Source organism: Streptomyces sp. NPDC047061 (assembly GCF_040643955.1).
Taxonomy (GTDB): Bacteria; Actinomycetota; Actinomycetes; order Streptomycetales; family Streptomycetaceae; genus Streptomyces.
The window spans coordinates 190291-202300 of record NZ_JBEYVI010000009.1 but is presented as its reverse complement, the minus strand read 5'-3'; the positions used below and the strand labels follow the sequence as shown (position 1 = coordinate 202300).

Below are 12010 nucleotides of genomic sequence, written 5' to 3'. Positions count from 1 at the left end.
CGGAAGAGCCCCGGCGCACTGTGCACCGGGGCTCTTCCCGTGTCCGGGGGTGGGTCAGGGGGTCGGTCAGGCGTACCGGTAGATCCGGCTCACGTCCTCCAGGGACTGCGGGGTGACGTCCCACGGGGGCAGCTTCTCGCCCCGGGCGACGACCCGTTCGTGCTGCGGGTCGGTAACCCCGGGCGGCCGCGCCGGCAGGTAGCGCTGCCCGCGGTGCCGGGCCTGCCAGCGCTCCCACTGCAGGTCGATGAAGGCGTGGTGGAACCAGAAGACCGGGTCGTTGACGGAGGCGCCGCCGAGCATCGCCCCGCCGACCCAGCGGTGCACCCGGTTGTGGTTGTGCCAGGACGCGCTGCCGCCGCCGGTCCCCCAGCCCTCCAGCCGGTTGCGGAAGCCCCGGGTGACGGTCGAGTCCCAGGGCGGGACGTCGTACACCGGGTCGGCGAGCGCCCGGTCGAGTTCGGCCCGGGTGGGCAGGTCGATGGGGTCGCGGGCCCGGCCCAGGTCCCGGGTGAGGAACTCGCCGTCGGTGATGCCCTCCTTGATGGTCCAGTGCCCGCCCGTGTAGGCGAACGGACCGGTCATCACCTGCTGGTCGCGGGCCCGGCCGTTCCCGCCGAGCAGGTCCTTCGTCCAGGGGACGGAGGACCTCGTGCGGTCCCGGGTCCAGTCCCAGTACGGCACGGTCACCGACCCGTCCACCCGGCGCAGGGCACGCTCCAGGTCCAGCAGGAAGCGGCGGTGCCAGGGCAGGAAGGAGGGCGCCATGTGGGCGGTGCGCAGCCCGTCGTCGCCGTCGGAGGTGTAGTACTCGATGTGCATCCGCACGAACTCGTCGTACTCGCCCCGCCGTTTGACCTCCAGGAACGCCTTCACGAGCCGTTTGCGCTCGCCGACCGTCAACCGGCCGGCGTCCTTACGCACGTACGCCATGGTCTCCCCCCATGTGCAGGTGTCCCCCGCTCATCGGCCCCGGCGCCAGGTCGCGCAGCCGCTGCCCGGGCCCGATCTCGTCGACGGCCGCCCGGGTCGCCTCCAGCGGGGTCGGGTACGAGCTGTAGTGGTCGACCATGCTGAGCCAGGTGCCGTCGGCCCGCCGCATCAGGTGCAGCGGCCGGCCGTCCACGGTGACCTGCCACTCGCCCTGGCCGGCGGCCCGTCCCGCCGTCGGCACCAGGACCCCGTGGATACGGCGGCCCCGGTAGGTCTCGTCGAAGGACGCTCCGACCGGCCCGTCCGCCGAGGGCACCGGGCGGGAGGCGGCGACGACCGGCGCGAGCGCCGTGGCGGCCGCGGCGGCGAGCAGCCCCCGTGTGACCTCGCGGCGGGTCGGTCTGCCCGCCCCTGCTCTGCCCGGCTCCGCGCCCACCGCCACACCACCGAATCCGACGACCATGCTCACTCCTCGTACGGTTCACCGTTCGCTGTCGGTACCGGTAACCGCCCGAGGGGCCGCCCGGTCACCGCCGGGCCGCCATCCGGTGCACGGGCGGGCCGAAACGGCCGTCCCGCGAGGGGAGTTACAGACCGGGGCCGGCGCCCAGGTCGCCGCCGGCGACGGTCTGGACGACCGGGGCGAGCACACCCGCCCTGGGGAGCTGCAGGCCGGGCAGGCCGAAGTTCTTCGGGTCGGGCGCGGTGAGCGGGGCCTCCACCGACAGGCCGGGGGCGAGGGTGCGCAGGTCGCCGGCGGGGGCGTCGACGCCGACGTGGTCGAAGTCGTCGCCGAGGACGTGCGGGAGTGGGGCGCGCAGGCCGAGGCCGGGCAGTCCGCCGCTGATCGGCAGCTGGGGCAGGGCGCGGTCCGGGAGCAGCCGGCCCTCGACGTAGCGCGGCCCGTCGGGGGCGCCGGGCATCAGCAGCGGCAGCTCCATGCCGAGCCTGGGCACCTCCGTGTTGAGGGACTTCTCGACGCCGTCCAACGGCACGGGGACGGGGACCGTACCGGCCGCCGCGGCGGGCACGGCGGCGGCGCCCACGGCTGCCACGGCGGCCGCGACTCCCGTCACTGCGGCGGCAAGGGTTCCTCGGGTGGTCGGCTTCATCTCAGGCACGGGCCCTTTCAGGATGCGGGGGGAGCGACGTCCGTACCGGGTAACGAGCCTGAAAACGGCATCAGTTCACAATTCGCCCGGGTGCAGCATTTGTCGGCTGGTCACTCATCGGTTCGTCACTCATCCGCTCGTCCGGAAGTCGGCTGGTCCTGAAGTCGGCTCGTCCGGAAGTCGGCTGGTCAGCTCGTCCAGAAGTCCCACCAGCGGGTCAGGACCAGCATGCCGACGATCCCGATGTGCAGCAGCGGGAGCACCCAGGTGAACTCGCCGAGGAACGCGCGCAGCCACTGCGGCGCGGGCAGGAACCCCCGGCGTACGACGTGCGAGGTGACGTACCAGAACAGGAGGATGGTGGCGACCCAGGCCAGGCAGCACCACAGGCACAGCGCGTTGATCCGGTACAGCGACTCGAACTGCAGCCAGGACACGAAGCCGACGCCGAACAGGCAGCCGGCGTCGAAGGTCAGCCAGTACCAGGCGGGAAACCGGGCGCCGGCCAGCAGGCCCATGCCGGCGCAGATCACGATGCCGTAGGCCACCAGGCCCAGCATCGGGTTGGGGAACCCGAACGCCGAGGCCTGGTCGCTCTTCATCACGCTGCCGCAGGACACCACCGGGTTGAGGCTGCACCCGGGCACGAAGTGCGGGTTCTCCAGGAGCTTGAACTTGTCCAGGGTGATGACCCAGGAGGCCAGCAGCCCGGCCGCCCCCACGATCACCGTCAGCAGCGCGAACCCCCGCCCGGCACCCGCGGCCCTGACCATCAGCCGCGCAGCCTGCGGGCCGGCAGCACGACGTGCGCGGCGGCCGTCAGGGTCTCCTCGGCCCCGGCGAAGTCCCTCAGCGCCTCGGGGGTGACGGGTTTGCCGGGCTCACCCTCGGGCCACGGGCGGGTGGTGAACACCAGGTAGGCGTAGCCGCGTGCGCCGACCGCGGCGAGCCACTCGGCGGGCGCGGGGCACTGGGCGTTGAGGGGGGCCAGGTTGAGGACGGCCTGGCCGGCCTCGACAAGCAGGGTGACGGGCAGGCTGGGCCGGGCGGTGCCGTCGACGACGTCGCCGCCGACCGGCAGCCCGTTGTTGGCGAGCAGCGCCTCGACCGCGGCCGAGGTGGCCTCCGGGCCGCCTTCGGCGTCGCCGAGGGAGTAGGCCAGCAGGTACGGCATGTCGCTGCCGTCGGGCGCCTCGCCGCTCCAGGCCAGCACGACGAGGGTGCCGAGGTCGGCGACGCGGAAGGGGCGGGTCTCGCTTGGGGTTGAGGTCACCGCGCGACCGTATCGCCGGGCCGCCGGGCGGCCGGGCGTCCGCTCACCCGACCGGCGGACGCCCGCGGGGCTCCGCCACACGAACGAGGGACACCCCTCGATATCACTCGAACGGTGTCCCTCGGACGGCCGCCGGAGATCCCCGGTCGGCGTCGCTCAGCCCTGCAGGGGCAGTCCGCCCAGCAGCGGGTTGTGCTGGTTGAGGCTGCCGGCCGCGCCCTTGACCGTGCTGAGCACGGAGTTCTTGTTCTCGGTGTCGAGCGCGTTCGACTGGTGCTGCAGCGGCATCGCCTGGTCCAGGTCCAGGGGGCCCTTGGTCAGCGTGTTCACGGCGCCGTTGAGGCTGGTGGGGGTGAGGTCGGCGGTGTTGTAGGCGAACGCGGGCGCGGCGACGCCGGCGAGAGCCACGGAACCGGCAACGACGGCGACGGCCTTCAGGGACTTCATCGTGTTCCTTCCTTTCCTTCCTTCGGCGACTTTCGGCGTGCCTAACGATGTCCTGGCGGGCCGGAAACCCCGTGCACGGAAGACATATGAGATCAAAGTCCTGAAAAGGCCTGCTCGGAGGACCCGGTCAGGACGGAGGCAGCGACAGCGGCGTGGTCGCCGCGAGGCCGGGCAGCGCGGGGAGGCCGGCGAGGTCGGGTGCGGGCAGGCCGCCGCCGAGCAGGAGCGCGGCGAGGTAGTCGACCAGGCCGGTCAGGACGGCGGTGACGGCGGGGGCGACCTGGCCGGCGTCGCCGGAGGTGACGGCCTTGACCAGGTTGTCGACCGCGGTCTGCAGGGCCTTCAGGGCGTCCCCGGCCAGGTCCTTGGCCGCGGGGGCGTCGCCGAGCCCCTTGGCCTGGGCCGCCGCCGCGGCGGCGGCCGCGGCCGACAGCGCCGGGGCGCTCGGCAGCGCCGGGGTCGAGGGCAGGGCGGGGGCCGGGGCCGCCGCGGTGAGCCGGGCGATCGCCGTCCTGGCCGCGTCGGCGAGCCGGGTGGCCCGGTCGGGGGCCAACTGGCCGTTGTCCGCCTCGAGGGCGGCGGCGAGCAGGTCGGTGACCGGCTTGAGCACGGCGGCGAGGCCGCCGAGCGACCTGGTCCGGCCGAGGAGCGCGTCAGCCCCGGGGACGGGCGCCTGCGACATCGCACGGGTGCGCTCGCGGGCCGGGTCGGCGGCCACGGCCGCCGGGCCGGTGACCCCGGCCAGAAGGGCGGCGCAGAGCGCGGTGGACGCGAGACGCCGTGCGGGCAGAGCGCGCATGGGTGTTCCTTTCGGTGTGCGTCGGATCCTGCTGCCCACCGTGAAATCACCTGTGATGGCCCGCAACCGCTCGTCCGCGCACCGCCGCCCGTCCGGGGAACGCCCGTACGGACGCAGGCCGGCCGCCCGTCCGCGGGGTGCGCGGGCGGGCGGCCGGCCGAAAGGGAACAGCCCCTGCGTCAGTCGTTGACGCAGGTGTTGCCGAACGCGGGGTTCAGCAGGCCGATCACGTTGATCGTGTTTCCGCAGACGTTGATCGGCACGTGGATCGGAACCTGGATCACGTTGCCGGACAGCACGCCCGGGGAGTGCGCGGCGACGCCGTTCGCGCCGCTGTCGGCGGCAGCCACACCGGCGCCGCCGGCGACGGCCGCGACGGCGGCGGTGGACAGGACCAGGCCCTTCGCGATACGCGACATGGAGAGATGCTCCTTGGGGTCGAAACAAACATCCGGGCGGATGCCCAGCGCTGTGTCAACGCGTGGCACCGGCCCGGGTTGTGCCGCCAAAGGAGTGATCTCCACGGAGCCCTCCTTCACCAATCCGACACACTTGACCGGTTTCGCCGGATTATTACGGATAGAGACTAGAGTTGCGCATCTCCCGACTTGCCCGTATTGCCATCACATCGCACTCTTTCTCCCACTCCCCGAAAGGGCGAAGCCGGTCATGCGCAATCCTCTCGGCCCGCCGCTGCTGCGCCGCGCGTCGGTCGGCGCACTCGCCCTCGCCGCGATCTGGGCACCGGGCACCGCCGCCCGGGCGACCGCCCCGCCCGCCCCGGAGTCCGCGCGCATCCCGTTCGCCGAGCGCTACCACGCGGTACAGCACGGCGGTTTCGCCCGCGCGGCCAACACGTCCGTCAGCTGCCGCACCAAGGCCACCGTCCCGGCCGAGCCGCCCTGCCCGGCCGCCCGGGAGGGCCAAGTCCCGGCGGTGAACGGGAACTTCGACATGTTCTACGTCGACGTCGACAGCGACCCCGACACCTACAACTCCTCCCGCGCCGAGCTCCGGCTGCCGGCGGGCTCCCGGGTGACGTACGCGCGGCTGTACTGGGGCGGCAACCTGCTGGCCGGCGAGCAGAAACCGGCGCGGGACGACGGGCGGGTGCTGATCGCCGAACCCGGCGGCTCCTACAAGGAGTTGCTCGCCGACACCGTGGTGGGCCACCGGGTGGCCGGCGGCGCGGACGCCTTCCAGGCCTCGGCCGACGTCACCCGCCTGGTCCGGTCGAGCGGCTCCGGGCTGTGGACGGTCGGCCAGGTGAACGTGGCGATGGGGAAGTCCCGGTCCGGCGCCTGGGGCGGCTGGACGCTGGTCGTGGCGTACGAGGACCCGGCGCAACCGCGGCGCACGCTCTCCCTCCAGGACGGCTTCGACACGCTGGACCGACCGGCCGAGATTCGGCTGAACGGGCTACACGCCCCGCGTGGCGCCGGAGGTCAGGTGGGTCTGGTGGCCTACAACGGCGACCGGGGCGGTACCGGCGACTCGCTCACCTACACCACCGCCGGCCACGCACCCGTCCCCCTCCAGGACTCCGCGGACCCGGCCGACGACGTACTCAACTCCACGATCAACGAACCCGGCCCGGTACGCGCCCGGCGTGAGCCCGCGTACGTCAACACGCTCGGCTACGACTCGGATGTGTTCGATCTAGGTACTGGTCTCGCCCAGGGCGGTGACCAGCTGACCTTCAGGCTCGTTTCCCAGCGCGACGCGGCGTGGGCGGGCGCGCTCTTCGCCGCTGTGGACGCGCCGTAGTGCGGCGCGTTCCGGCCCGCAGTCCCGAGCGCCCCCCGTGAGCGAGGAAATCCGCGTATGCACCGATCAGCAACCGACCCTCGGCCGCGGGTCCTCCATCTGACGCAACCCGTCGGGGGCGGAGTGGCCCGGGTCGTCCTGGACCTGACGAAGGCCCAGCTCACGGCCGGTCTGCGGGTCACGGTGGCCTGCCCCGGCGGAGAACTGGCCGAAGGCGCGCGGGCCCTGGGCGCCGAGGTGCGCGGGTGGCGCGCCGACCGCTCCCCGGGCGCCGGTCTCCCGGACGAGGTCCGACGCCTCACCCGGCTGCTCGACGAGGTACGGCCCGCACTGGTGCACGCGCACAGCGCGAAGGCGGGGCTCGCCGGCCGGCTCGCCGTACGCGGCCGCGTCCCGACCCTGTTCCAGCCGCACGCCTGGTCCTTCGAGGCGGTCGGCGGTGCCACCGCCGCGCTGGCACTGCGGTGGGAACGGTGGGGCGCGCGCTGGGCGCACCGGGTGGTGTGCGTCAGCGAGGCCGAGCGCGCGACCGGCGTACGTGCCGGAATCCGCGCCCGCTACACCGTCGTACCGAACGGCATCGACACCGGGCACTTCACCCCGGGCAACCGCCCCGCAGCGGCTCCCCTGGTCGTCTGTGTCGGGCGGCTGTGCCGGCAGAAGGGCCAGGACGTGCTGCTGCGGGCCTGGCCCGAGGTACTGCGCCGGGTACCGGACGCCCGGCTGGCCCTGGTCGGCGACGGGCCCGACGAGGCCGCGCTGCGCCGGCTCGCCCCCGCCTCGGTCGAGTTCGCGGGCGCCGTCACGGACGTCCGCCCCTGGTACCGGGCCGCCGACCTGGTGGTGCTGCCCTCCCGCTGGGAGGGCATGGCCCTGGCCCCGCTGGAGGCGCTGGCCTGCGGGCGGCCGGTGCTGGTCACCGATGTCGACGGCGCCCGCGAGAGCCTGCCGCCCGGCCACGCGGCGCACTGCCTGGTCCCGCCGGGGCGGCCGGGCGCGCTCGCCGGGGCCGTCGCCGCGCTGCTCCTGGACCCGGAGCTGCGCGCGTCGCTCGGCGGCCAGGGGCGCCGGCACGTCCTGTCCACGCACGATGTGCGGCGCACGGCGGAGGCGGTCGCGGAGCTGTACCGCGAACTCCTCGGCGGGCGGCCGCTGGTGTCCTTCGAGTGCAGGGAGTCCATCCACTCGTGACCGCGGAAAGCACCGTCCCCTCCCCCGGGCCGCAGCCCCGGGACCACGGACTCGCGCCTGTCTCGGTCCTGCCGCCGCGCACGGCCGGCGGCTTCCGGTTCCCGCTGCGGCGGCCGCCCGCGCGGCCCGCCTCCCCGATGCCGCTGCTCGCCGCCGACCTGTGCGCCGCGCTGCTCGGCGCGGCCGTGCTCGACGAGACCGTCCACCGGCCCGTCCTGGTCGGCCTGCTGCTGGCCGGCGCGATACTGCTGCGCCCGCAGACCATCCGGCGGATGACCGGGATCCTCGACGAACTCCCCGTCGTCTGCGGCCGGATCGCCGTCGTCTGGCTGGGCCTGGCCGCGGCCGTCGCCGCCTGGGACCCGGACCGGGCGCTGACCGGCCGCGCCCTGCTGCTCGGCTTCGCCCTGCACGCGGCGACGGCCGCCGCCGGCCGCGGCCTGGTGCACTGGCGGCGGCGCCTCGCCCTGCTGCGCCGGCCGCGCGCCGCCCTGGTCGTCGGCCCGGCCGCCACCGCCCAGCGGGTCGCCGCCGCCGTGCTGCGCCACCCCGGCTGCGGGGTGCGCCCGGTGGGCGTCGTCGCCGACCACCCCGAGGGCCCCGAGGGCCTGCCCGTGCTGACCACCGGCGAGGAGGTCGAGCGGGCCCTCATCCAGAACGGGGTCCGGGCCGTCCTCACCGTCCACCCCGCCGTCCGCACCGAACAGGGCCCGCTGCTGCGGGCGCTGGCCGAGTCGGGCTGCGTGGTGTGGGAGGTCGACGCGGACTCACCGGCGTACGAGATGCGCGACCAGCTCGCCGGGTTCTCCTGCCGCCGCCTGGAGATGGGCTCGCGGCGGCGCGGCACCGTCGGCAAGCGGATCCTCGACATCGCCGTCTCCGGAGCGGCACTGGTGCTGGCCGGCCCGCTGCTGCTGGTGTGCGCGGCGGTGCTCCGCCTCACCGACGGACCCGGCGTCGTCTTCCGGCAGGAGCGCATCGGCAAGGGCGGCCGCCCCTTCACCCTGCTGAAGCTGCGCACCCACCGCCCGGTCGACGAGCACGAGGCCGCCACCCGGTGGAGCGTGGCCGGCGAGGTCCAGATGAGCCGCTTCTGCCGCTTCCTGCGCCAGACCTCGCTCGACGAGCTGCTCCAGCTGTGGAACGTGCTCTGGGGCGACATGAGCCTGGTCGGCCCGCGCCCCGAACGACCGTACTTCGTCGGCCAGTTCAGCCAGGCCTACCCGGGCTACGCGGCCCGCCACCGCATGCAGACCGGCATCACCGGGCTCGCCCAGATCCACGGGCTGCGCGGCGACACCTCCATCGAGGACCGGGCCCGCTTCGACAACGCCTACATCGACAACTGGTCGCTGTGGCAGGACGTCTGCATCCTGCTGCGCACCGCGGCCTCGCTCGTGCGCTCGACGGGGAGCTGAGGATGAGCTTCGCACTGTCACCGGCCAGGCCGCTGCGGCTGCCGCCGGTGCTGGCCGCGGTCGCGGTCCTCGCGGTCCTCGCACTGCCGCTCGCCCCGGGCGGCGGGGAGGGCGGCGCGGGGCCCGCCGACGCGGTGTCCGCCCTTGTGGTGCTGTACGCCGCGCTGCGCACGCTGCGGGCGCGGCGGCGACCGCTGTCCGCCACCGCCGTGGCGGTGCTCGGCATGCCGGTCGTGGGGCTGGCCGTCGCCGCGATGGGCGCGGCCTCGCCGGGCGCCGGGCTGACCGGCCTCGGCCGCTACCTCCAGGTGTTCGTCCTGGTCCCCGCCGCCGTCGTGCTGCTGGTCCGGGACCGCGCCGACTTCCGGCTCCTCGCCTGGTCGTTCGTGGGGCTCGCGGTCTGGCAGGGCGCGGTCGGGGTGCACCAGTACGTCACCGGGACCGGGGCGTCGTACCAGGGCGAGGAGATCCGCGCGGTCGGCACGTTCGGGCCGCAGGACGTGATGGGCATGGCGACGGTGGTGTCCTTCGGCCTCGTGTGCGCGCTCGGGCTGACGCTCGGGCGGGCGCCGGTACGGCAGCGGGTGGCGGCGGGCGCGTGCGCGCTCGGGCTGCTGCTGCCGCTGGCCGTGTCCTTCAGCCGGGGCGCCTGGATCGCGACCGTCCTGACCTGCGGTGTGCAGCTCGTCCTGGCCGGGCTGCGGCGGGCGCTGAAGGTGGCGGCGGTCGCGGCCGCGGCCGGTGTGGTGCTGGTGGGCGGCTTCGGGGTCGGTACGGCGATGCTGCAGGAGCGGATCAGCAGCATCGGGCAGGTCACGGACGCGCCGGACCAGTCGGTGGTCGACCGGTACACGCTGTGGGCGGCGGCGACGGGGATCTGGCGGGAGCACCCGGTGACCGGCGTCGGCCTGAAGAACTTCCCGGCGTACCGGGACGCGCACGCCTCGCTGGCGCTGTCGTCCGGGAGCGACACGGAGGGCGCGGGGACCGCGTACCGGAAGCAGCCGCTGCTGTCTCCGCACGACATGTATCTGCTGGTGCTCAGCGAGCAGGGGCTGCTCGGTCTGCTGGCGCTGGCGGGCAGCTGGCTGGCGCTGCTGGCGTGCGGGCTGCGGGGGCTGTGGCGGGTGCGGGGCGGTGACGGCCTCGACTGTGCGCTGGTGGGGTGCGGATTGCTGATCTGGCAGCTCGTCGACTTCGCGTACGGCGACATCGGGGGGCCGTCGACCGTGCTCACGGCGGTGGTGTTCGGGGTGGTGGCGTGGTGGGCGTTGGTGGGGGCGGAGCGTGCGGGATGACTGCGGCGCCGGGGGTGGAAGGGCCGGATGTCGACTCCGGGTCGGTGGGGGCTGATCGCGGCCACGCGGCGGAGCCGCACATGTCACAGCCCCGCGCCCCCAGACAGGACACTGCCGGCGCCGGAGTCGAAGGGGCACCCCCCACTCGTGGAGTCCTCGCCAAGGCCGCTCTCGTCACCGCCGTCTTCTCCGTGGCGGGGGCACTGCTCGGGCTCATCCGGGATCAGTCCCTCGCGCGGCTCTTCGGGGCCGGGCGGGACACCGATGCGTTTCTCGTCGCGTGGACCGTTCCCGAGTTCGCCGCGACGCTGCTCATCGAGGACGGGTTGGCCTTCGCGCTCGTTCCCGCGTTCAGCATGGCCCTCGCGCGCAGGGCGCAGGGGGCGCCCGGCGACCCCGTACGGGCCCTCGTCGCCGGGACGCTGCCCAGGCTGAGCCTCGCCTTCGCCGCCGTCGGCGCCCTGCTCATCGGCGGTGCCCCGCAGCTCGTCGAGGTGCTCGCGCCCGGTCTGCGCGATCCCGCGCTCGCCGTCGGCTGCACCCGGCTCACCGCCACCTGTGTGCTGACCTTCGGGCTGGCCGGGTACTGCAGCGCCGCCCTGCGCGCGCACCGGAGCTTCCTCGCGCCGGCCGCGATCTACGTCGCCTACAACGCCGGCATCATCGTGGCGATGTTCGCGCTCGGCGGCCGCTGGGGCGTCCGGTCGGCCGCGTTCGGGGTGGCGGCCGGGGGCGCCCTGATGGTCGTCGTGCAGCTGCCCGCGCTGCTGCGGCGGCTGCGGCACCGGCCGAAGACGCGGGAGAGCGCGGCCGTCGCCGAGGAACGGCCGCTGAACGTGGCGCTGATGGCCACCGTGCTGCTGTTCGCGCTGTGCCGGCAGTCGCAGGTGCTGATCGAGCGGTTCCTCGCCTCGCACCTGCACTCCGGGGCCATCTCGCACCTGAACTACGCGCAGAAGGTCGCGCAGATCCCGATGACGATGTCGATGATGCTGTGCACGGTCACCTTCCCGGTGGTGGCCCGGGCGCTGGCCGAGGGCGACACCGAGCGGGCCCGGAGCCGGGTGGAGCGGGATCTCTCGGTGGCCGCGAGCGTGGTGCTGCTCGGCACCGCCGTGGTCGTGGCCTGTGCGCCCCAGCTCATCCGACTGCTGTTCCAGCGCGGGGCGTTCACCGCCGCGGACACCGCCGCCACGGCCGGGGTGATGCGGGTCTACGCGCTCGGGCTGCTCGGGCAGACCCTGGTCGGCGTGCTGGTCCGCTCCTACTTCTCGGCGGGCCGCGCCACCTGGTACCCGGTGGGCGCCATGGCCGCCGGGATCGTGGTGACCTCCTGGATCGGCGCCCTGACCGTGGGCCCGTACGGCGTCACCGGCATCGCCGCCGCCAACGCCACCGGCATCACCGCCACCGCCGTGTTCCTGCTGGCCGGCATGGGCCCGCGCAGCGTCCCGATCCGCACCCGGCGGGTGCTGGTCGAGCTGAGCCGGCCGGTGCGGGCGGCCGTGGTCGCGGCGGCCGTCGGGATCTTCGTCGCCGCGCGTCCGGCGGACCCGTTCGCCGGTCTGGCCGCCGGTGCCACGGCCGTCACCGTCGTCTTCGTCCTGCTCGGCTGGGCCCTGGACGCCCAGGGCTTCGCACCCGCACTCCGTTCCGTAGCCACCGTCACCCGAAGGCTCGCGCATGCCGTCTTCCATTGAGTCCACCAAGTCCACCGAGTCCACCGAGTCCGGCGAGAAGGCCGAGAAGGCCGGACACGTCACCGGCCCCGT

Annotated in this window: 13 protein-coding genes; 5 read left to right on the top strand and 8 right to left on the bottom strand. The window is 74.5% G+C overall.

What is annotated here, in order from left to right; genetic code table 11:
- Positions 1–66: 66 nt before the first annotated feature.
- The 8 genes from ABZ887_RS16620 to ABZ887_RS16585 form a co-directional block, all read right to left on the bottom strand.
- The gene (locus ABZ887_RS16620; protein ID WP_361289167.1) at positions 67–933 is read right to left on the bottom strand and encodes a tyrosinase family protein; all 867 of its coding nucleotides are present in this window, start codon (positions 931–933) and stop codon (positions 67–69) included.
- Positions 917–1396: a tyrosinase family oxidase copper chaperone gene (locus ABZ887_RS16615; protein WP_361289163.1), complete on the bottom strand. Its 480-nt coding sequence runs from the start codon at positions 1394–1396 to the stop codon at positions 917–919. The genes ABZ887_RS16620 and ABZ887_RS16615 overlap by 17 nt, the downstream gene beginning before the upstream one ends.
- Before the next feature lie 124 nt (positions 1397–1520).
- On the bottom strand, positions 1521–2045 hold the full coding sequence (locus ABZ887_RS16610) for a hypothetical protein (protein WP_361289327.1): 525 nt from the start codon (positions 2043–2045) through the stop codon (positions 1521–1523).
- Between the two features lie 188 nt (positions 2046–2233).
- Positions 2234–2818 carry a vitamin K epoxide reductase family protein gene (locus ABZ887_RS16605; protein ID WP_361289160.1) on the bottom strand — a complete coding sequence of 195 codons (585 nt, stop codon included), beginning with the start codon at positions 2816–2818 and terminating at the stop codon, positions 2234–2236.
- Positions 2818–3318, bottom strand: coding sequence for a DUF5949 family protein (locus ABZ887_RS16600; RefSeq protein WP_361289157.1), 501 nt, complete (start codon positions 3316–3318; stop codon positions 2818–2820). Before ABZ887_RS16600 ends, ABZ887_RS16605 begins: the two co-directional genes overlap by 1 nt.
- Before the next feature lie 156 nt (positions 3319–3474).
- A complete protein-coding gene (locus ABZ887_RS16595) occupies positions 3475–3765 on the bottom strand; it encodes a hypothetical protein (RefSeq protein ID WP_361289154.1) in 291 nt (96 codons plus the stop codon).
- Positions 3766–3892: 127 nt separating this feature from the next.
- Positions 3893–4564, bottom strand: a complete 672-nt coding sequence (locus ABZ887_RS16590; protein WP_361289151.1) for a hypothetical protein — start codon at positions 4562–4564, stop codon at positions 3893–3895.
- Positions 4565–4743: 179 nt separating this feature from the next.
- Positions 4744–4983, bottom strand: coding sequence for a chaplin (locus ABZ887_RS16585; RefSeq protein ID WP_359222408.1), 240 nt, complete (start codon positions 4981–4983; stop codon positions 4744–4746).
- Positions 4984–5233: 250 nt separating this feature from the next.
- Between ABZ887_RS16585 and ABZ887_RS16580 the strand changes: the two genes are divergently transcribed.
- From ABZ887_RS16580 to ABZ887_RS16560, 5 genes are all read left to right on the top strand, one after another.
- Positions 5234–6331 carry a DUF3344 domain-containing protein gene (locus ABZ887_RS16580; RefSeq protein WP_361289148.1) on the top strand — a complete coding sequence of 366 codons (1098 nt, stop codon included), beginning with the start codon at positions 5234–5236 and terminating at the stop codon, positions 6329–6331.
- 57 nt (positions 6332–6388) lie between these two features.
- Positions 6389–7522 carry a glycosyltransferase gene (locus tag ABZ887_RS16575; RefSeq protein WP_361289145.1) on the top strand — a complete coding sequence of 378 codons (1134 nt, stop codon included), beginning with the start codon at positions 6389–6391 and terminating at the stop codon, positions 7520–7522.
- On the top strand, positions 7519–8940 hold the full coding sequence (locus ABZ887_RS16570; RefSeq protein WP_361289142.1) for an exopolysaccharide biosynthesis polyprenyl glycosylphosphotransferase: 1422 nt from the start codon (positions 7519–7521) through the stop codon (positions 8938–8940). Before ABZ887_RS16575 ends, ABZ887_RS16570 begins: the two co-directional genes overlap by 4 nt.
- A 2-nt stretch (positions 8941–8942) precedes the next feature.
- The gene (locus tag ABZ887_RS16565) at positions 8943–10238 is read left to right on the top strand and encodes an O-antigen ligase family protein (RefSeq protein ID WP_361289139.1); all 1296 of its coding nucleotides are present in this window, start codon (positions 8943–8945) and stop codon (positions 10236–10238) included.
- 80 nt (positions 10239–10318) lie between these two features.
- Positions 10319–11938 (top strand): lipid II flippase MurJ, encoded by a 1620-nt coding sequence (locus ABZ887_RS16560; RefSeq protein ID WP_361289136.1) that lies wholly within the window; start codon positions 10319–10321, stop codon positions 11936–11938.
- The last annotated feature ends 72 nt before the right edge of the window (positions 11939–12010 follow it).

Coding starts and splice junctions, on each gene's coding strand:
- ABZ887_RS16620 (WP_361289167.1), bottom strand. CDS start 933: ATGGCGTACGTGCGTAAGGACGCCGGCCGGTTGACGGTCGGCGAGCGC.
- ABZ887_RS16615 (WP_361289163.1), bottom strand. CDS start 1,396: ATGGTCGTCGGATTCGGTGGTGTGGCGGTGGGCGCGGAGCCGGGCAGA.
- ABZ887_RS16610 (WP_361289327.1), bottom strand. CDS start 2,045: ATGAAGCCGACCACCCGAGGAACCCTTGCCGCCGCAGTGACGGGAGTC.
- ABZ887_RS16605 (WP_361289160.1), bottom strand. CDS start 2,818: ATGGTCAGGGCCGCGGGTGCCGGGCGGGGGTTCGCGCTGCTGACGGTG.
- ABZ887_RS16595 (WP_361289154.1), bottom strand. CDS start 3,765: ATGAAGTCCCTGAAGGCCGTCGCCGTCGTTGCCGGTTCCGTGGCTCTC.
- ABZ887_RS16590 (WP_361289151.1), bottom strand. CDS start 4,564: ATGCGCGCTCTGCCCGCACGGCGTCTCGCGTCCACCGCGCTCTGCGCC.
- ABZ887_RS16585 (WP_359222408.1), bottom strand. CDS start 4,983: ATGTCGCGTATCGCGAAGGGCCTGGTCCTGTCCACCGCCGCCGTCGCG.
- ABZ887_RS16580 (WP_361289148.1), top strand. CDS start 5,234: ATGCGCAATCCTCTCGGCCCGCCGCTGCTGCGCCGCGCGTCGGTCGGC.
- ABZ887_RS16575 (WP_361289145.1), top strand. CDS start 6,389: ATGCACCGATCAGCAACCGACCCTCGGCCGCGGGTCCTCCATCTGACG.
- ABZ887_RS16565 (WP_361289139.1), top strand. CDS start 8,943: ATGAGCTTCGCACTGTCACCGGCCAGGCCGCTGCGGCTGCCGCCGGTG.
- ABZ887_RS16560 (WP_361289136.1), top strand. CDS start 10,319: ATGTCACAGCCCCGCGCCCCCAGACAGGACACTGCCGGCGCCGGAGTC.